The sequence below is a fragment of the Rhodococcus sp. 114MFTsu3.1 genome (assembly GCF_000383555.1).
Classification (GTDB): domain Bacteria; phylum Actinomycetota; class Actinomycetes; order Mycobacteriales; family Mycobacteriaceae; genus Rhodococcoides; species Rhodococcoides fascians_E.
Map to the genome: position 1 here is coordinate 41,690 of NZ_KB911544.1, position 19,848 is coordinate 61,537.

The window sequence follows — 19,848 nt, forward strand, 5'->3', positions numbered from 1 at the left end:
GCAGGGCGCTACTCAGGTCATTCCTCGGGCTCCACTCCCGGGATTACCCAGGTCATTCCGCTGGCTCCACTCCCGGCTCTACTCAGGTCATTCCGCGGGCTCCGCTCCCGGCTGCCCGGGCGTGGGTTCCTGGTCGGCGGCGTCGCGCCGAGGAAGCATGTCCTGCAGCGCAGCTCCGGCGATGCGCCTGAACGCCCGCCGGGGCCGTCCCTGATCCAGCACGGCGACCTCGAGAGCGCTGACCTCGAGCACCTTCTTCTCCGGCTCCGTGCCGCCCTGTCCCGCCGGCGACGCAGCCGGTGCTGCGCCCGCCTCGAGTGCGGCAACCGAGATCTTCACAGCCGAGGCCAAGTCGAGCCCGGTGCGGTAGGACTCCTTGAGGGCGGTGACGATCGGCTCGGTGGTGCCACCCATGACGACGAAGTCCTGCTCGTCGACGATCGATCCGTCGTAGGTGATCCGGTAGAGCTGGCTGGCGACCGGTTCGTCGGAATGGGACACCTCGGCGACGCAGATCTCCACCTCGTACGGCTTGAGCTGTTCGGTGAAGATGGTTCCGAGCGCCTGAGCGTACGTCTTCGCCAGAGATCGACCCGTCACGTCGCGCCTGTCGTAGGTGTAACCCTTGGTGTCCGCGTGGAGGATGCCTGCCTTGCGCAGGTTCTCGAACTCGTTGTACTTCCCCACCGCGGCGAACCCGAGGCGGTCGTAGAGTTCGCTCACCTTGTGCAGCGCCGACGACCGGTTCTCCGCCACGAACAGCACCCCGTCCGCGAAGGACAGCACGATGACGCTTCTACCGCGGGCGATACCCTTGCGCGCGAGCTCGGAGCGATCGCGCATGATCTGCTCGGCCGACGCGTAGTACGGCATGGTCATGACGCAGTCCCCCCTTCGATCGTGCGGTCGGCGATGACGGCGCGAGCTGCGGCCGAGATGCGATCCTCGGCCACTTCGTCGGCGCCGACACTGGTGATGGTCACCGCGGTCGGGTAGATCCCGCGGGTCACGTCAGGTCCACCCGTCGCGGAGTCGTCGTCCGCCGCGTCGAACAGCGACTCCACGGCCGCCCGCAACGCGTCGTCCTCGCTCAGCCCGGGGGCGTAGAGCTTCTTGAGTGCCGACTTCGCGAACAGCGAACCCGACCCGACCGCGTGATACCCCGACCGTTCTTCGTAACGTCCGCCGACGACGTCGTAGGACACGATGCGACCGGCGCGATCGGGATCTGCGATGTCCACGTCGAAACCGACGAGCAACGGCACCGCGGCCAGACCCTGCATTGCCGCACCGAGGTTGCTCCGCACCATCGACGACAGCTTGTTCGCCTTGCCGTTGAACGTCAGCGGCACGCCCTCGATCTTCTCGTAATGCTCGAGTTCGACCGCGAACAGACGAACGAGTTCGATGGCGATACCCGCCGTTCCGGCGATGCCGGCCGCCGAGAACTCATCCGTGACGAACACCTTCTGCATGTCTCTGTTGGCAATCAGATTGCCCTGCGTGGCACGGCGATCACCGGCGATGAGCACGCCACCGGCGTACGTCACCGCCACGATCGTCGTGCCGTGCGGTGCCAGGTCCGAGTGCACCGGGTTTCCTCCGCGGTCGCTCGTGAGGCCCCGCTCGTCCAGACCGCCGGAAAACTGCATCCGGCTCTCGGGGAGGAGGTGCGGGGCGTGATCACGCAGATGGTCGGTGAACGAGGAGTGATGCGAGCCGAACGCCGGCAGAAAATCGGCCGCCGAGGGGTTCGCGCTGCGATCCACCGTCACTGGCCGCCCTTCTGAACGTAGGCGCGGACGAAGTCCTCGGCGTTTTCCTCGAGCACGTCGTCGATCTCGTCGAGGAGGTCGTCGGTCTCTTCGGCCAACTTCTCGCGTCGTTCCTGACCGCCACCGGCCTCGCCGGGAACCTCGTCGTCGCCGTCACCACCGCCAGAGCGTCGTGTCTGCTCCTGAGCCATAGTCGTCGACCTCCTTACGTCATCGCAGTACCTGCTCGGACCTTCACCCTACCGATCACAGAGCGTCATGGGGCGTCAAGACGCGACGGCAATCGACTCAGGACGTGAGTTGGTCCACCAGTTCCGCCGCGGTGTTCACGCTTTCCAGCAGTTCGCCGACATGAGATTTGCTTCCACGCAGCGGTTCCAACGTCGGAATACGCACCAGCGAGTCGCCGCCGAGATCGAAGATCACCGAATCCCAACTCGCAGCCGCGATATCGGCGCCGAACTTACGCAACACCTCGCCTCGGAAGTACGCGCGCGTGTCGGACGGCGGAGTGGAGACGGCGTCGAGCACCTGCTGTTCGGTGACCAGCCGTTCCATCGACCCGCGCGCGACGAGCCGGTTGTAGAGCCCCTTGTCCAACCGAACGTCCGAGTACTGGAGGTCGACCAGATGCAGTCGCGGCGCCGACCACCCGAGGCCTTCGCGCTGACGGAACCCTTCGAGCAGACGCAGTTTGGCCGGCCAGTCCAGCAGGTTCGCGCACTCCATCGGATCGCGTTCGAGAAGGTCGAGAACCATGGCCCACTTGTCCAGAATGTCCGCGACACGAGGATCGTTCTTGCCCTCGCCTGCAACGAACTTCGCCACCCTCTGGTGATAGATCCGCTGCAACGCGAGGGCGGTCAGCTCCCGCCCGTCCGTCAGTGCGACCGTCTGACGAAGCGTCGGGTCGTGGCTGATCTGGTGAACCGCGGTGACCGGCCGAGCGAGCTGCAGGTCGGACAGATCGACGCCTGCTTCGATGATGTCGAGAACCAGCGCCGTCGTACCCACCTTGAGATACGTGGCCATCTCCGCGAGGTTGGCGTCGCCGATGATGCAATGCAGCCTGCGGTACTTGTCTGCGTCCGCGTGCGGCTCGTCACGGGTGTTGATGATCCCGCGCTTCAGCGTCGTCTCCAGACCGACCTCGACCTCGATGTAGTCCGCTCGTTGAGACAACTGGAACCCGGACTCGTCACCGGACTGGCCGATGCCGACGCGACCGGAGCCGGTGATGACCTGGCGGGAGGCGAAGAACGGTGACAGCCCGGCGATGACGGCCGAGAACGGAGTCGCGCGGGACATGAGGTAGTTCTCGTGGGTGCCGTAGGACGCGCCCTTGCCGTCCACGTTGTTCTTGTACAACTGCAAGCGCGGTGCACCGGGAACACTCGACGCGTGACGCGCCGCGGCCTCCATCACGCGCTCGCCTGCCTTGTCCCAGATCACCGCGTCGAGCGGGTCTCGAACCTCGGGAGCCGAGTACTCGGGATGCGCGTGATCTACGTACAGACGGGCGCCGTTGGTGAGGATCATGTTCGCGGCGCCGACCTCGTCGGCGTCGATGACGGGAGCGGGCCCACTGAAACGACCCAGGTCGAATCCGCGCGCATCACGAAGCGGCGACTCGACCTCGTAGTCCCACCGGGTTCGCTTCGCCCGCGGAACTCCCGCAGCCGCCGCGTACGCGAGCACCGCCTGGGTCGAGGTGAGGATCGGGTTGGCCGTGGGTTCGGTCGGGGACGAGATTCCGTACTCGACCTCGATACCGATGATGCGCTCCATGGCCCCGAGCCTAGGTGATCGCGCCGTTCGCCCGTGGAACCGACGCTGCCCGCGACCGTCACAGCGGTCGCGGGCAGCGTCGAACTCCTCGAATCCTTACAGGTACTGGCCGGTGTTCGACTCGGTGTCGATGGCACGCGACGCACTGGCGTTCTTGCCTGTGACCAGCGTCCGGATGTAGACGATGCGCTCGCCCTTCTTGCCCGAGATTCGCGCCCAGTCGTCCGGATTGGTCGTGTTGGGCAGGTCCTCGTTCTCCGCGAACTCGTCGACGATGGAGTCGAAGAGGTGCTGGACCCGCAAACCCGGATTACCGGACTCCAGAACCGATTTGATCGCGTACTTCTTGGAGCGGTCGACGATGTTCTGGATCATTGCACCCGAGTTGAAGTCCTTGAAGTACAGAACTTCCTTGTCCCCGTTGGCGTAGGTGACCTCGAGGAACCTGTTGTCCTCGCTCTCGGCGTACATGCGGTCCACGACACGTTCGATCATCGCGCGGACGCACGAGGTCCGGTCGCCGCCGAACTCGGCGAGATCGTCCGCGTTGACCGGCAACGAATCCGTCAGGTACTTGGAGAAGATGTCCTGCGCAGACTCGGCGTCCGGACGTTCGATCTTGATCTTGACGTCGAGGCGCCCCGGGCGAAGGATCGCGGGATCGATCATGTCCTCGCGATTGGACGCACCGATCACGATGACGTTCTCCAGCCCTTCCACACCGTCGATCTCGGCGAGAAGCTGCGGAACGACCGTCGTCTCGACGTCCGAGGACACACCGGAACCACGCGTACGGAAGATCGAGTCCATCTCGTCGAAGAACACGATCACCGGCGTGCCCTCGGAGGCCTTCTCGCGCGCACGCTGGAAGATCAACCGAATGTGCCGTTCGGTCTCGCCGACGAACTTGTTGAGCAGCTCGGGGCCCTTGATGTTGAGGAAGAACGACTTGGCTTCCTTGGCATCCTGGCCGCGCGCCTCGGCGATCTTCTTGGCGAGCGAGTTGGCGACGGCCTTGGCGATCAGAGTCTTGCCGCAGCCGGGCGGCCCGTACAGCAGAACACCTTTCGGAGGCCTGAGCGAGTACTCGCGGAAGAGGTCCTTGTGCAGAAACGGCAATTCGACGGCGTCTCGGATCTGCTCGATCTGGCGACCGAGACCGCCGATGTCCTCGTAGCCGACGTCCGGAACTTCCTCGAGCACCAAGTCCTCGACCTCGGCCTTGGGGACCCGCTCGAAGGCGTAGCCGGCCTTCGTGTCGACGAGCAGCGAGTCACCGGGACGCAGCTTGCGCGACGGCTCGTCCGGGTCGTCGATGCCCTCGTCGTTCGCCATGTCGACGAGCGGCTTGGCGAGCCACACCACGCGTTCCTCGTCGGCATGGCCGACGACCAGTGCCCGCGAACCGTCTCCGAGAAGTTCACGGAGCGTGCTGATCTCGCCGACCTGTTCGAAGGAACCGGCCTCGACGATGGTGAGTGCCTCGTTGAGCCGTACCGTCTGACCCGCAGCCAACGACGAGGACTCGACGTTGGGTGAGCACGCGAGGCGCATCTTGCGACCGGACGTGAAGACGTCGACGGTGTCGTCCTCGTGGACGGCCATGAGAATGCCGTAGCCGCTGGGCGGTTGACCCAGCCGGTCCACTTCCTCGCGCAGTGCGATCAACTGCTGACGAGCTTCCTTGAGCGTGTCCATCAATTTGGAGTTGCGCAACGACAGCGAGTCGATGCGGGACTCCAGTTCACGGACACGCTCCGGCGATTCTCCGAGCCCACCGAGCTGACGCCTCAGCGACGCCGCCTCGGCACGTAGCTCCTCGAGTTCCGCCCGGGCCGCAGCCGAATCCGGATTGTCTGTTGAGCTCATGAGCGACTCCTCCCAGTGAAGATCAGTCAACGCTACCGGCAGTTTCACGAATGTGCGTGTGGACACGTTCGAGCACCGCGCACTTGTGACCGATCGGTCGCACCCCGGACAGGCGGATCGGCCATGTTAGCCTCACCTGACCGACACGGTCCGACGCTATCTCGAAATGGGGCTTCACCAGTGAACAAGCGCATCACCTCGGCGTTCGCGGCTGCTGCTGCCACCGCGCTGCTCGTCACCGGCTGCGGTGGAAGCGATGATTCCGATCACGCCGATCACAGTTCGGAATCCGCCGCTGCGTCGACCACCGAAGCGGCAACGACGACGGCCGACGCCGCGGTTGCTGCACCGACGACGGCGGAACTCACCGACTCGTTGACCCTCATCGTCGCTCCCGATGTCGACGCCGCCACCAAGGCCGCGGAGATCGAGAACGGCCAGGCGCGGATCGCGAACCTGGAACAGATGACGGCTGCGCTCGCGAACTACGGCGAGATCACGTTCGACGTGTCCGAGCCGACGGTGGAGGGCGAAACTGCCACCGCGGACGTTGCCATCGCGACGCCGCGAGGAACAGCGGCACCGTCGCCCAACACCTGGGTCCTGATCGACGGCAAGTGGAAGGTTTCCGACGCGTCCGCGTGCGCGTTGCTCGCCATGGGACAGGCGCCCTGCGTCTAGAGCGTCAGCCCTTGCCGGAGCGACGCTGAGGCTTCGGAGTCACTGTGCCCGCCGCAAGTTTGCGTGCACTGACGAGAAACGCGGTGTGCCCCTGCATCCGATGTTCGGGGCGCACCGCCAAGCCGACGACGTGCCACCCGCGCACGATCGACTCCCACGATCTGGGCTCGGTCCAGCATTCCTGCCCGCGGAGAGTCTCGACGACCTTCGACAACTGCGTGACTGTCGCGACGTACACGATCAGTACTCCCCCGGGCACGAGCGCCTCGGCGACGGCAGGGAGCGCATCCCATGGCGCGAGCATGTCCAGAACGACCCGGTCGACCGTCTCCCCGGGGTGGTCCGCCCCGAAACGGTCGATGTCCGCGACGGTCAGTTCCCAGTTGGGCGGACGCTCACCGAAGAAGGTTTCGACGTTCTTCACCGCGTAGTCGGCGTGGTCCTGACGGATCTCGTAGGAGATGACCTTGCCCTCCGAACCGACGGCGCGCAGCAGCGAGCACGTCAGCGCACCGGAACCGGCCCCCGCCTCGAGCACTCGTGCACCGGGGAACACGTCTCCCTCGTGCACTATCTGCGCGGCGTCCTTCGGATAGATCACCTGCGCGCCGCGTGGCATCGACAGGACGTAATCGGTGAGCAGCGGTCGCAGCGCCAGGTACGGGGTGCCGTTGACCGAGGTGACGACGCTTCCCTCGTCCGCACCGATGAGCGCGTCGTGGGTGATTCCACCGCGGTGCGTGTGGAACTCCTTGCCCGCGTCGAGAACGACGGTGTAGTGCCTGCCCTTGCCGTCGGTGAGCTGGACGCGGTCGCCGACGCGGAACGGACCACTGCGCGCCGGCCCCGTGGACAGCGCCTGGGTGTCGTCCGTCTCCGACTGCGCCTCTGTCTCCGACTGCGTCTCTGTCTCCGACTGCATCTCGGGAGCCTGTGCCGACGGTTCAGCAGTCCCGAACACGGTTTCGTCCGAAGACTCCGAAAACCCGGAAGACACAGCCGACTACCTCTTTCGCTTTGCAGAACAGATCCGGTGGGCCCGGCGGGCCGACACTCGGCCGCCTAAGACTACGGCCTTGCGTGAATCTGTCGGTCCACGGGCTTAGTCTGCAGAGCGTGAGTATCACCGATGTGCCTGCACCACCCGTCCGAACCGGCTCCACCAGCTCGACCCGGCGGAGCGCACCGGCCCTTTCTCCGTCCCGCGCGGGTGACTACAAGCAGTGCCCGCTGCTGTACCGCTTCCGTGCGATAGATCGGATACCGGAGAAATCGACGAAGGCGCAGGTCAAGGGGACTGTGGTGCACGCCGCACTGGAGGCGCTCTACGGAATGCCCAGCGAGAGCAGACATTCGGAGACGGCTGTCGGTCTCGTCGATGCCGCGTGGGATCGGGTGTGCGCCGAATCTCCTGAAGTCGCGGACACGCTCGTCGGTGACGAGCGCACCGTTCTGCTGGACCAGGCTCGGGACCTGGTCGCCGGGTATTACGAGATGGAGGATCCCACTCGATTCGATCCGGAGTCCTGCGAGCAACGGGTCGAGATCGACCTGGAGGACGGTACTCCGCTTCGAGGTTTCATCGACCGAATCGACGTCGCGCCCAACGGAATGGTCCGCGTCGTGGACTACAAAACAGGTAAGGCCCCGCGGGAGTTCACCGAGGCGAAGGCGCTGTTCCAGATGAAGTTCTATGCGCTCGTGGTCATGCGTCTACGCGGAATCGTTCCGGCACAACTGAAGCTGATGTATCTGGCGGACAAGCAATCACTCACCTACACCCCGGACGAGGGTGAGTTGATCAGATTCGAGCGGATGCTCTCGGCGATCTGGAAAGCCATCGTCGCCGCAGGCAAGTCGGGCGATTTTCAGCCCAAACGTGGAAAGCTTTGCGGTTGGTGCGATCACCAGGCGCTGTGTCCCGAGTTCGGCGGCACTCCCCCGGCGTATCCGGGTTGGCCGGAGGCGCGGTCGTGACCGGCATTCCCGACGCATTCTTCGTACCGCTCGGACGAGCGGAACCGGGTACCGAACGGTTCTCGAGTACAGAGCGGTTCTCGAGTACAGAGCAGTTCTCGAGTACAGAGCGGACGACGAGCCTCTGGGCGCCGACCATGCAGCACGGTGCTCCGCCGTCGGCACTGCTGCTCCGTGCTCTCGAACGTGTGGAAGCCCGATCCGACGTTCGGGTGACGCGGGTGGTCGTCGAACTGCTCGGACCGGTTCCCATCGCGGACATCGTGGTGAGGTCCTGGGTGGAGCGTCCGGGCAAGAACATCGAACTCGTCGCGGCCGAGTTGTGGGCGACCACTGCGACCGGGGTGGACCGTGCTGTCGCTCGCGGAACCGCGTGGCGGATGACGACGGAAGACACCGCGGCCGTTGCCCATGCCGCGGATCGGCAACTCGCGCCGCTGACGGACGCGTCGTTGCATTCGTGGGGAGGGCGGTGGAAGTCCGGGTACCTCGACAACATCGAGGTCCAGGCACTCGGAAGCATCGACGCCGACGGACCGGGCCTCGTCTGGGCGCGCCCGAAGACCGCTCTGGTCCTCGGTGAAACCATGACCCCGCTCGAGCGTCTGTTCTCCATCGCCGACATCGCCAACGGGGTCGGTGCATCTCTGGACCTCGACCATTGGACGTTCCTGAACACGGACCTCACCGTGCATGTGTTCCGGATCCCGGACGGCGAGTGGGTAGGTGTCGCGGCCGAGACCTCCGTGGGTCCGGACGGAGTGGCCATGTCCGCCGGCGTACTCCACGACGAGCACGGACCGGTCGGGCGTATCGCCCAGACCGTGCTGGTCCGTCCCCGTTCCTGACCGAACCGGTCAGAACGCCCGGCAGGACCGAATGTCCGACGCGAGAATAGCTTTCGCGCCGAGGTCGGCGAGATCGTCCATGACGGTGTTGTGAACCTTGCGAGAGACCATGGCACGCACGGCGATCCAGTTCTCGTCGGCCATCGGCGACAGCGTCGGGGACTCGATTCCGGGCGTGATCTTGACGGCCTCGTCGAGAATGGCCTTGGGGCAGTCGTAGTCCAGCATCAGATACTGCTGCGCGAACACGACGCCCTGGACGCGAGCGATGAGCTGCTTGCGAGTCCTGTCGGAGCGATCGCTGCCCTCACGTTCGATGAGCACTCCCTCGGAATCGCACAGCGACTCGCCGAATGCCACCAGGTTGTTCTGACGTAGTGAGCGGCCGGATTCCACGACATCGGCGATGGCGTCGGCGACACCGAGTTGGATGGAGATCTCCACAGCACCGTCGAGACGGATGACCGTTGCTTCCAACCCTCGAGCCGCCAGGTCGGCCTTGACGAGGTTCGGATAGGACGTGGCGATTCGCAGCCCGTTCAGGTCTGCCGTCGACCACTCCTTGCCCTGAGGTCCCGCGTACCGAAAGGTGGAGCGACCGAAGCCGAGACCGAGCAACTCCTCCACCGGCGCCCCGGAATCGAGTGCGAGGTCGCGGCCGGTGATGCCCAGGTCGAGTTGACCCGAACCGACGTAGATCGCGATGTCCTTGGGACGGAGAAAGAAGAATTCGACGCCGTTCGCGTTGTCGAGGACGGTCAGGTCCTTCGAGTCGCTGCGGCGACGATAGCCGGCCTCCTTGAGAATTTCGGCTGCGGACTCGGAGAGGGCGCCCTTGTTGGGAACTGCTACACGCAACATTGCGAGGTCCTTAGATCGGGAAAGTCAGACGGTGAACGTGTGCACACTGTTCACAGATGTCGGTAGACATCGTCGAGCGTCAGGCCCCGACCCACCATCAGCACCTGGACCCAGTACAGCAGCTGCGAGATCTCCTCGGCGAGCGCTTCGTCGCCTTCGTGCTCGGCGGCGATCCAGACCTCACCCGCTTCTTCGATGATCTTCTTGCCCTGCGCATGCACGCCTGCATCCAACGCAGCGACGGTGCCGGAGCCCTCGGGGCGGGTGGCAGCGCGGTCGGTCAGCTCGGCGAACAGGGAATCGAAGGTCTTCACGGTGAAAGATTCTTTCATGACGACGCGGGACGCCGTGCATCGCACCATGCCGAGCGGAGGTCGTCGGCCGTGAGACCGACGAGCGATTCGCGTACGACGTAGCCCGGAGACGCCGCCACAGCAACCTCCGACGGCACGAGGAGTACGGAGCATCCTGCTCGGTGAGCCGACAGCGACCCGGTCGGAGAGTCCTCGACCGCGAGGCACTGCGACGGGTCGAGGCCGAGCAGTGCAGCGCCCTTCAGATAGGGCGCCGGATGCGGCTTGCCTTCGTCGACTTCGTCGCCACTGACGGTGAAGTCGAAGTACTCACGCCCGATGGTGTCCAACGCGTTCTCGACGAGTCCGCGTTCGGTGTTGGTGACCAGTGCGGTCCTCAGCCCGATGTCGCGGGCGAGCGCCAGCGCGTCCTTGGCGCCGGGACGCCACGGGATGCCTTCGGCGAACAGTTCGGACACACGGGCGGTCAGCCAGTCGCGTCCAGCGGCGAGCGATTCCTCGGTGACGTCGGTGCCGGTGTGCACGAAGACCTTGGTCAGCGCGCCGCGCATGGAGTTGCCGAGCGTGCTCTCGCGAACCTCGGGGGTGAGCTCACGCCCGTGGGTCACGGACAGTTCCGCAACTGCAACGTCCCAGATCTTCTCCGAGTCGAGCAGTGTGCCGTCCATGTCCCACAGGACGCCCTGCAGAGACGAGTTGTCAGACATTGAAGTACTTGGCCTCCGGGTGGTGAAGAACGAATGCGTCGGTGGATTGCTCGGGATGCAGCTGCAGTTCTTCCGACAGCTTCACGCCGATACGTTCCGGTTCGAGCAGTGCCGCGAGCTTGACGCGATCCTCGAGGTCCGGGCACGCACCGTAGCCGAACGAGTAACGAGCGCCGCGATATTCGAGCTTGAAGAAGCCTTCCGCGTCCTCGGGATCGTCCTCGGCGACGCTTCGACCACCCGTGAGTTTCAGCTCCTCGCGGACGCGGCGATGCCAGTACTCGGCGAGCGCCTCGGTCAGCTGCACACCGATACCGTGCACCTCGAGGTAGTCGCGGTAGGAATCCGCCGCGAACAGTTCGTTGGCGAAGTCCGCGATGGGCTGGCCCATCGTCACCAGGTTCATCGGCAACACGTCGACCTGACCGGTGTCGCGAGCACGCTCTCGCGACCGAACGAAGTCCGCGATGCACAGGAAACGGTCCCGCTGCTGCCTCGGGAAGGTGAATCGGAAGCGTTCGGGCGCATCAGGATTCGGCTCGGTGAGGACGATCACGTCGTCGCCCTCGGACACCGCAGGAAAGTAGCCGTACACCAGCGCCGCGTGGGCGAGAATGCCGTCCGTACTGAGGCGGTCCAGCCAGTACCGCAGCCGCGGCTTGCCCTCCGACTCGACGAGATCCTCGTACGTCGCTCCCTCACCCTTGCGAGCGCCGCGCAGACCCCACTGCCCGAGGAAGAGCGCGCGCTCGTCGAGCAGACCCGAGTACTCCGACAACGACACGCCCTTGACGATGCGGGTGCCCCAGAACGGCGGCACAGGAGTCTCGACATCGATCGCCACGTCGGACCGTTCCGGAACGACGACGGGAACCTCGGCCGCCTTCCGCTGCTCGGCGATTCGGCGCGAGCGCTCGTGACGCGCCTTCCGTTCCTCGGCCTTCGCCTTGGCTTCGAGCGCCTCCGGACTGTCCGGGGCCGGTCCCCCGCCTCGTTTGGTGGTCATGATGGTGTCCATCAGCCGTAGACCCTCGAACGCGTCGCGGGCGTAGTGGACATCGCCCTGATAGACGTCCTGAAGATCGTTCTCGACGTAGGACCGCGTCAACGCGGCCCCACCGAGCAGAACCGGGAACTGCTCGGCAACACCCTTGTTGTTGAGCTCGATCAGGTTGTCCTTCATGACGACCGTGGACTTCACGAGCAACCCGGACATGCCGATGACGTCGGCGCGCTTGTCGATCGCCGCTTCCAGAATGGTGGCAATCGGTTGTTTGATACCGAGATTGACGACCTCGTATCCGTTGTTGCTCAGGATGATGTCGACCAGGTTCTTGCCGATGTCGTGGACGTCGCCCTTGACGGTTCCGAGCACGATGCGCCCCTTGCCGTCGTCGTCGGTGGCCTCCATGTGTGGTTCCAGGTATGCCACAGCGGCTTTCATCACCTCGGCGGAGGCGAGGACGAACGGCAACTGCATCTGACCCGATCCGAACAGCTCACCCACGGTCTTCATGCCGGACAGCAGCGTCTCGTTGATGATCTCGAGCGGTGGCTTCTCGCCCATCGCGGCATCGAGATCGACGTCGAGGCCGTTTCTCTCACCGTCGACGATGCGGCGCTCGAGTCGCTCGAACAGTGGCAGCCGCGCCAGCTCCTCGGCCCGGGACTCGCGCGCAGACGCCGCCGAGACCCCCTCGAACAGCTGCATCAGCTTCTGCAGCGGGTCGTACCCCTCGGACCTGCGGTCGTACACGAGATCGAGCGCGGTTTCGCGTTGCTCGTCCGGAATCTTGTTCATCGGCAGGATCTTCGACGCGTGGACGATCGCAGTGTCCAGTCCGGCCTCGGTGCACTCGTGCAGGAACACCGAATTCAGGACCTGACGCGCTGCCGGGTTGAGACCGAACGAGATGTTGGACAGACCGAGTGTGGTGTGCACCTTGGGGTACTTGGCCTTGAGCTGCCGAATTGCCTCGATGGTCTCGATGCCGTCTCGCCGGACCTCCTCCTGACCGGTGGAGATGGGGAACGTCAACGTGTCGACGATGATGTCCTCGTGGGACAGGCCCCAGTTGGTGGTGATGTCCTCGATCAACCGATCGGCGACGCGCACCTTCCACTCGGCCGTGCGGGCCTGACCTTCCTCGTCGATCGTCAATGCGACGACTGCCGCGCCGTGCTCCTTGACGAGCTTCATGATCTTCTGGAAGCGCGAATCCGGTCCGTCGCCGTCCTCGTAGTTGACGGAGTTGACGGCGCTGCGGCCGCCGAGGTGTTCGAGACCTGCCTCCAGAACTGCAGGTTCGGTGGAGTCCAGCATGATCGGAAGTGTCGACGCCGTCGCCAATCGTGATGCGAGCGCGGACATGTCGGCCGCACCGTCGCGTCCGACGTAGTCGACGTTGAGGTCGAGCATGTGTGCACCGTCGCGCGTCTGATCCTTGGCGATGTCGAGGCACTTCTCGTAGTCCTCGGCGATCATCGCATCGCGAAATGCCTTGGACCCGTTGGAGTTCGTCCGCTCGCCGATCATCAGGATGCTGGCGTCCTGCTCGAACGGCACAGCCGAGTAGAGCGATGCCACGCCGGGCTCGGGTGCAGGCGCCCGGTCGGCCTTCGCGACACCGTGGACGAGGTCCGCGACCTGACGGATGTGCTCCGGCGTGGTTCCGCAGCACCCACCGACGAGAGACAGGCCGTACTCGGACACGAAACCACCGAGCGCGTCGGCGAGTTCCGGCGCCGTCAACGGATACTCGGCTCCGCGAGGACCGAGCGTCGGCAAACCGGCATTCGGCATGACCGACACCGGGAGCGTCGAATGCTTCGACAGGTGGCGCAGATGCTCGCTCATCTCGGCAGGACCCGTCGCGCAGTTCAGACCGATCATGTCGATCCCCAGTGGCTCCAGCGCCGTCAACGCAGCACCGATTTCGCTACCGAGAAGCATCGCCCCGGTCGTCTCGACGGTCACGTGCGTGATGATCGGAATACGCACGCCGAGTTTGTCCATCGCGCGCTGACTGCCGATGATCGCGGCTTTGACCTGAAGCAGGTCCTGGCACGTCTCGACCAGGATGGCGTCGGCGCCGCCGTCGATCATGCCGAGCGCTGCCTCGACGTACGCGTCCCGCAACACTGAGAACGGCGCATGCCCCAACGTCGGAAGCTTCGTTCCCGGACCCATCGATCCCAGGACGAACCGCTCCATCCCGTCGCGTCCGGGTCCCATCTCGTCGGCCGTTTCGCGGGCGAGGCGCGTTCCCTTCTCGGCCAACTCGCGGATCCGATCCGAGATGTCGTAGTCGGCGAGGTTGGGGAGGTTGCACCCGAACGTGTTGGTCTCGACCGCGTCTGCACCGGCATCGAAGTACGCGCGGTGTATCTCCCGTAGGACATCCGGGCGCGTGTCGTTGAGGATTTCGTTGCAGCCCTCGAGTCCGAGGAAATCGTCCAGCGTCAGGTTCGCATCCTGCAGCATCGTGCCCATTGCCCCGTCACCGATGACAACGCGACTGCGAATCGCATCGAGCAGGCTGGTTCTGTGTAGCGCAGGCATCCCTACAGAGTAATGGGCGCGTGGCTGTGCCCCTCACGGCGCAGCCTGGTCGTAGGCTGTCGTGGTGAGTCCCCGAAACCTCGACGGCAACCAACCCGCCGACAACGACGATACAGAACACGACAATCCGGACAGTGCGGCCGAAGCACTGCTGGAAGCGGTGTCCTCGGCTGTGTCGAACGCAACACCGGTGCCGACGGCCTCCGAACTCGACGACGACGATCTTCCGCTCCCGACCCTCCGTGACCCGATACTCGTCGCCGCGTTCGAGGGGTGGAACGACGCAGGCGACGCCGCGAGCGGAGCCGTCGAGCATCTGGAGTTGATCTGGGATGCGACGCCTCTCGCCGAGCTCGACTCGGAGGACTACTACGACTATCAGGTCAACAGGCCGACCATTCGGCAGGTGGACGGTGTGACCAGAGAGATTCAGTGGCCGTCGACGAGGTTGTCGGTGTGCTCACCGCCGGGAAGCGCCAGGGATGTGGTGTTGCTTCGGGGTATCGAACCGAACATGCGGTGGAGAAGTTTCTGCGACGATCTGCTGGAGTTCGTCGACCAACTCGGTGTCGACACCGTCGTGATCCTGGGTGCCTTGCTCGCGGACACCCCGCACACCCGTCCTGTTCCGGTGACGGGCAGTGCGTACAGCGTCGAAGCGGCGGAACGCTTCAACCTGGAGCAGACGCGCTACGAGGGTCCGACGGGCATCACCGGCGTGTTGCAGGACGAGTGCGTCAAAGCAGGTGTTCCGGCGGTCTCGTTCTGGGCGGCCGTGCCCCACTACGTCTCGCAACCGCCGAATCCGAAGGCAACCGTTGCGCTGCTTCAGCGTGTCGAGGACGTTCTCGACATCGAGGTTCCGCTCGGCGAACTCCCCACTCAGGCCGAGGAATGGGAGGAAGCCGTCACCGACATGACGAAGGAAGACGAGGAGATCAGCGAATACGTCCGCACCCTGGAGGAGCGCGGCGACGCCGAGGTCGACATCTCCGAGGCCATCTCCAAGATCGACGGGGACGCCATCGCTGCCGAGTTCGAGCGCTACCTGCGTCGACGAGGGCCGGGCAACTTCGGGCTGTGATCGGTTCCGACCCCGGGCGCCTGCGTGTTGCGGCGCTCTATTTCGGGGGATTTCTCGGTCCGTTCGGCGGCGCCCTCGTGGCCTCGATGCTTCCCGAGATGGGTGCCTCGCTCGGCGTGTCGACAGGATCGGCGTCGGCATCCCTGGCTGCGTACCTGCTTCCGTTCGCCGCGGTGATGCTGGTGTCCGGAACGCTCGGCGCACGCTGGGGACGCCTTCGCACCGTCCGCATCGCCTATGCGGTGTACACGGCCGCGTCGATCGTGTGCGTGTTCGCACCGAGCCTCGAGGTGTTGCTCGCTGCTCGCGCAGTGCAGGGATGCGGCAACGCGTTCACGACCCCACTGTTGCTCGTGACTCTCGCCGAGGCCACCCCACGAGCGCGGCTGGGCAGGGTGCTCGGAACGTTCGGTGCCCTGCAGGCGGCCGGACAGACGAGCGCCCCGCTCGTCGGGGGTCTTTCGGCCGAGTTCGACTGGCGATACGCGTTCGTCGTTCTCGCCTGTGTGTCCGCGGTTCTCGGCGTCGTCGGTCTCCCGAGAACCACCACTGCAGAGCAGACAGCACCTCCCCGCGAACGTCTGCGCGACGCCCTGCGGCCCTACGTTCTGAGAGTCGGCGTGGTGGCGCTCCTGGGATGGGGAGCACTCGGCGGGGTGAACTTCCTCCTCGCGTATCGCGCGGAAGATCAGTTCGGACTGACGGCGTCCCAACGCGGACTGCTCCTGACCGTGTTCGGGCTCACCGGCATCCTGACCGCGCGCAGCGTCGGACGCCTCATCGATCGCCTCGGCGCACAGCGGACCGTGCTGATCGGTGCCGTCGCCGGTGCGGCGCTCGTGGCGGTTGCGGGCACCGTGCCCGTGCTGTGGGCGGTCGCAGCTGCCTGGGCGGTCGCCGGAATCGCGTCGCAGTTCGTTCTCGTCGGCGTCAACGCCGCGGTACTGGCAGGCGGGTCCAGCCGAGGCGGCGCAGTGTCGGTGGTGCAGGCGTTCAGATTCTCCGGCGCGGCGGTTGCGCCGCTCGCTCTCACTCCGTTGTATCTCGCACATCCGTCGGCGGGATTCCTCGTACCCGCAGTGCTTCTCGCCGTGGTCGCGCCCCTCGCCATGCCCCGAACCTCCGCGCCCTGACATCCGCGCACGACGTCGTGTGAGCACATTCTGACCCTGCCGTAACCCGCACGCCTCCACCGCGTCACCGTTCGGCGCGACAGTCGTGGCATGGCAAGCACACCGCGGTTTCTGCAGGGCGTCTTCCCGTTCACCGGACACGGACTCGACAAGCCGGAGAACGTCGACCCGTCCACCACCTTCGTCGTACCGTCGGGATCGATCGCGCAGCCGCTGTACTTCAGGGGCGGAAACTCCAGCGACGAACTCGTCGTGGTTTCGTTGCTCCGGGACGGGCAGCCGATGCGTCTGTTCCCCATGGGAGCCAAGAGCGGGGTCAACATCCCGTTGCGTGTGGTCGAGGACGTCGACCCGGACTCGGTCCTGGAGCTGGTCGTCGCAGCTCCCGAGGGAACGACGGGCGAGGTCGTCGTCGACTTCGGTCTGGTGTTGATCTGATGTCGGGGTCCGAATCGAACAGGACCCGCCTGCTCGTGGTCGGCAACGGAATGGCAGGCGCCAGAACGGTCGAGGAAATTCTGAAACGGAGCGCCGATCGGTTCGACGTCACGATGATCGGCGACGAACCGTACGGCAACTACAACCGCATCATGCTCTCGCACGTGCTTGCCGGGGAGACCGGCGTCGACGACGAGGATCTCCTCCTGAACCCGATGAGTTGGTACCGGGAGAACGGCGTGACTCTGTACGCGGGCGACCGAGCAGTGTCCCTCGATCGGTTCGCGAAATCGGTGCGATGCGAGAGCGGTCGCGACGTGGCCTACGACATCTTGATCATCGCGACGGGAAGCAACACCTTCTTCCCCAACATGGACGGACTCCGTGAACCCGACGGCCGACTTGCCCGCGGCGTGTTCGGGTTTCGGACCATCGAGGACACCAACGGGATGCTGCAGATGGCGGCATCGCAGGACGACCTGCGCGCAGTGGTCATCGGCGGTGGCCTGCTGGGACTCGAAGCAGCGTACGGTCTACGCACGCAGGGCCTCGATGTGGACGTCGTGCACTCCCCCGGTCATCTCATGAACCAGCAGCTCGACGAACGCGGCGGCAAGCTGCTGCGGAACAAGATCGAATCGCTGGGCGTGGGAGTGCACACGTCCAAACGCACGACCTCCGTTCTGCGCACCGAGACCGGCGCAGTGGCCGGTGTCGGTTTCGGCGACGGCACGTCGCTGCCCGCGGACATGATCGTCGTCACCGCGGGAATCCGCCCGAATGTCGAGTTCGCACGAGGGGGCGGCCTCGTCATCGAGCGCGGAATCGTCGTCGACGACCAGTTGCGCTGCGAGGACGAAGGGTCGATCTTCGCGGTCGGTGAATGCTGCCAGCACCGAGGCGAGGTGTACGGCCTCGTCGCACCGCTGTGGGAGCAGGCCGTGGTACTTGCCGAGCACCTGACCGGCACGGATCCCGCTGCCGCGTACCACGGTTCGAGGCTGACGACCAAGCTCAAGGTCGCCGGGGTGGACGTCGCCGCAATGGGCGTGAAGGGACCCGAGCGTGAGGACGACGAGTTCGTCCAGTTCTACGAGCCCAGAAGCGGTACCTACAAGAGCGTGGTCGTCCGCGACGGAAAGTTGATCGGCGCAACGCTTCTGGGTGACATCAGCAAAGCGAACTTCTTGACGCAGGCGTTCGACGAGAAGGTACCGCTGCCCGACGAGCGGATCAGCATGCTCTTCGACATGGGCACCCCTACCGCGGCGACCGGGGCTGCCGAACTGGCCGACGACGTTCAGGTGTGCAACTGCAACGGAGTCACGAAGGGCACGATCGTCGCCTGTGTCCACGCGGGTGCCAAGTCGATGGGCGACGTCACGGCCGCGACCCGCGCCGGGAAAGGATGCGGATCGTGCAAGGGGTTGGTCGCCGACATCCTGGCCTGTGCCGCAGGCGGCGCGGTCGAAGCCGACCCGGCTGCGGACTGGTACGTCCCGTGCATCCCGTTGTCCAAGCCCGCCCTCATCGAGGTGATCCGCGAGCGTGATCTGAGGTCGGTGTCGCAGGTGTTCACCGAACTGGCGACCGGCGGCCGCGAGGACGTGCCGTCGAAGATGCCGTTGGCGTCCTTGCTCCGCACCGTGTGGGGACCGGACTGGGTGGACGAGCGCGGAGCACTGTTCATCAACGACCGCGTCCACGCCAACATCCAACGCGACGGCACGTTCTCGGTGGTTCCCCAGATGAAAGGCGGCGTCACCACCCCGGACCAACTGCGCAGGATCGCCGACGTCGCGGACAAGTACCAGGTGCCGCTCGTCAAAGTCACCGGCGGACAACGCATCGATCTGCTCGGCATCAAGAAGGAAGACCTCCCCAAGGTGTGGGGCGATCTCGACATGCCGTCCGGTTTCGCCTACGGCAAGAGCATGCGGACCGTCAAAACCTGCGTCGGCAGCGACTTCTGCCGGTTCGGTCTCGGCGATTCGACCGCACTGGGCATCGCGCTCGAGGACCGGTTCCAGGGCTTGGAGACCCCGGCGAAGCTGAAACTCGCCGTCGCCGGCTGCCCCCGCAACTGTTCCGAGGCACTGTGCAAGGACCTCGGTGTCGTGTCCGTCGGCGAGGACAAGTGGGAGATCTACGTGGGCGGTGCAGCGGGAGCGCACATCAGGAAGGGCGATCTGCTCGCCACCGTGGTCGGCGCCGATGAAGTGATCCGTGTCGCGGGAATCTTCATCCAGCACTATCGGGAGACGGCCCACTGGCTCGAGCGGACCTACGCCTGGGTTCCCCGTATCGGCCTGGAAGCACTCCAGCGGATCTTGATCGAGGACGCCGACGGGATCGTCGCGGGATTGGAGAAACGAATGCAGACGTCCGTCGACGGCTACCGCGACCCGTGGCAGGACCGGGTCGAGCAGAAGTCGCCCGCCCAGTTCGCACCGTCGCTCCCCCTGCTTCCGCTGCCTCGGGTCCCGGTCCGATGAGCATCCCCGTCGGTGCCGTGGAGGACCTGACACCTGGGGAAGGCCGCGCCTATGTGGTCGACGGCAAGCAGGTTGCCGTCTTCCTGCTCGGTGACGGCACCGTACGCGCCATGGACGCCGTCTGTCCTCACAAGGGAGGCCCGCTCGCGGACGGCCAGATCGACGGCTCCGTGGTGATGTGCCCGCTGCACCAGTACACGTTCTCGCTCGACACGGGTGTGTGCCCCAGTGGCATCGATTCCGTCAGGACATACCCGGCAGCGGTGGTGGACGGGAAGGTCACCGTCGACGTCTGAATCGCACCCTTCGGCGTGTT

Annotated in this window: 18 protein-coding genes; 8 read left to right on the top strand and 10 right to left on the bottom strand. The window is 65.2% G+C overall.

From position 1 onward, the window contains the following. Positions 1–87: 87 nt before the first annotated feature. The 5 genes from prcA to arc all read right to left on the bottom strand — a co-directional run bounded on the left by prcA (position 88) and on the right by arc (position 5,432). Complete coding sequence (prcA, locus tag H292_RS0100170) at positions 88–879, bottom strand: proteasome subunit alpha (RefSeq protein ID WP_020110070.1); 792 nt, start codon at positions 877–879, stop codon at positions 88–90. Further along, positions 876–1,775 (bottom strand): proteasome subunit beta, encoded by a 900-nt coding sequence (gene prcB / locus H292_RS0100175; RefSeq protein ID WP_019666268.1) that lies wholly within the window; start codon positions 1,773–1,775, stop codon positions 876–878. The genes prcA and prcB overlap by 4 nt, the downstream gene beginning before the upstream one ends. Next, a complete protein-coding gene (locus H292_RS0100180) occupies positions 1,772–1,966 on the bottom strand; it encodes a ubiquitin-like protein Pup (protein ID WP_019666269.1) in 195 nt (64 codons plus the stop codon). The genes prcB and H292_RS0100180 overlap by 4 nt, the downstream gene beginning before the upstream one ends. A gap of 97 nt (positions 1,967–2,063) precedes the next feature. Further along, positions 2,064–3,563: a depupylase/deamidase Dop gene (gene dop, locus H292_RS0100185; protein ID WP_019666270.1), complete on the bottom strand. Its 1,500-nt coding sequence runs from the start codon at positions 3,561–3,563 to the stop codon at positions 2,064–2,066. Between the two features lie 96 nt (positions 3,564–3,659). Next, entirely contained in the window at positions 3,660–5,432 is a 1,773-nt protein-coding gene (gene arc / locus H292_RS0100190; RefSeq protein ID WP_026347981.1) for a proteasome ATPase, read from the bottom strand. Positions 5,433–5,612: 180 nt separating this feature from the next. On the opposite strand from arc, the gene H292_RS0100195 reads away from it, so the two are divergent. Further along, positions 5,613–6,113 carry a hypothetical protein gene (locus tag H292_RS0100195; protein WP_020110071.1) on the top strand — a complete coding sequence of 167 codons (501 nt, stop codon included), beginning with the start codon at positions 5,613–5,615 and terminating at the stop codon, positions 6,111–6,113. Between the two features lie 4 nt (positions 6,114–6,117). On the opposite strand, the gene H292_RS0100200 is transcribed toward H292_RS0100195, so the two are convergent. After that, on the bottom strand, positions 6,118–7,074 hold the full coding sequence (locus H292_RS0100200) for a tRNA (adenine-N1)-methyltransferase (RefSeq protein ID WP_020110072.1): 957 nt from the start codon (positions 7,072–7,074) through the stop codon (positions 6,118–6,120). Between the two features lie 155 nt (positions 7,075–7,229). Between H292_RS0100200 and H292_RS0100205 the strand changes: the two genes are divergently transcribed. Both H292_RS0100205 and H292_RS0100210 read left to right on the top strand, forming a co-directional pair. Then, on the top strand, positions 7,230–8,090 hold the full coding sequence (locus H292_RS0100205) for a RecB family exonuclease (protein ID WP_027498509.1): 861 nt from the start codon (positions 7,230–7,232) through the stop codon (positions 8,088–8,090). Further along, positions 8,069–8,938, top strand: a complete 870-nt coding sequence (locus H292_RS0100210) for a thioesterase family protein (protein WP_020110074.1) — start codon at positions 8,069–8,071, stop codon at positions 8,936–8,938. Before H292_RS0100205 ends, H292_RS0100210 begins: the two co-directional genes overlap by 22 nt. 9 nt (positions 8,939–8,947) lie before the next feature. On the opposite strand, the gene hisG is transcribed toward H292_RS0100210, so the two are convergent. Genes hisG through metH form a run of 4 tightly spaced genes read right to left on the bottom strand, consistent with a single transcriptional unit; the run spans position 8,948 to position 14,382 of the window. Then, positions 8,948–9,799 carry an ATP phosphoribosyltransferase gene (gene hisG / locus H292_RS0100215; protein ID WP_020110075.1) on the bottom strand — a complete coding sequence of 284 codons (852 nt, stop codon included), beginning with the start codon at positions 9,797–9,799 and terminating at the stop codon, positions 8,948–8,950. 50 nt (positions 9,800–9,849) lie between these two features. After that, a complete protein-coding gene (locus H292_RS0100220) occupies positions 9,850–10,131 on the bottom strand; it encodes a phosphoribosyl-ATP diphosphatase (RefSeq protein WP_094620656.1) in 282 nt (93 codons plus the stop codon). Next, a complete protein-coding gene (locus tag H292_RS0100225; protein WP_019666278.1) occupies positions 10,128–10,820 on the bottom strand; it encodes an HAD family hydrolase in 693 nt (230 codons plus the stop codon). The genes H292_RS0100220 and H292_RS0100225 overlap by 4 nt, the downstream gene beginning before the upstream one ends. After that, positions 10,813–14,382 (bottom strand): methionine synthase, encoded by a 3,570-nt coding sequence (gene metH, locus H292_RS0100230; protein ID WP_027498510.1) that lies wholly within the window; start codon positions 14,380–14,382, stop codon positions 10,813–10,815. Before metH ends, H292_RS0100225 begins: the two co-directional genes overlap by 8 nt. Before the next feature lie 172 nt (positions 14,383–14,554). On the opposite strand from metH, the gene H292_RS0100235 reads away from it, so the two are divergent. From H292_RS0100235 to H292_RS0100255, 5 genes are all read left to right on the top strand, one after another. Then, the gene (locus tag H292_RS0100235) at positions 14,555–15,466 is read left to right on the top strand and encodes a PAC2 family protein (protein ID WP_051104939.1); all 912 of its coding nucleotides are present in this window, start codon (positions 14,555–14,557) and stop codon (positions 15,464–15,466) included. Continuing rightward, positions 15,463–16,599, top strand: a complete 1,137-nt coding sequence (locus H292_RS0100240; protein WP_020110078.1) for an MFS transporter — start codon at positions 15,463–15,465, stop codon at positions 16,597–16,599. The genes H292_RS0100235 and H292_RS0100240 overlap by 4 nt, the downstream gene beginning before the upstream one ends. Before the next feature lie 90 nt (positions 16,600–16,689). Beyond that, positions 16,690–17,037, top strand: coding sequence for a hypothetical protein (locus H292_RS0100245; protein WP_019666282.1), 348 nt, complete (start codon positions 16,690–16,692; stop codon positions 17,035–17,037). Further along, positions 17,037–19,532 (top strand): nitrite reductase large subunit NirB, encoded by a 2,496-nt coding sequence (gene nirB / locus H292_RS0100250; RefSeq protein ID WP_020110079.1) that lies wholly within the window; start codon positions 17,037–17,039, stop codon positions 19,530–19,532. The genes H292_RS0100245 and nirB overlap by 1 nt, the downstream gene beginning before the upstream one ends. Continuing rightward, a complete protein-coding gene (locus H292_RS0100255; protein WP_019666284.1) occupies positions 19,529–19,828 on the top strand; it encodes a Rieske (2Fe-2S) protein in 300 nt (99 codons plus the stop codon). The genes nirB and H292_RS0100255 overlap by 4 nt, the downstream gene beginning before the upstream one ends. Positions 19,829–19,848 lie beyond the last annotated feature (20 nt).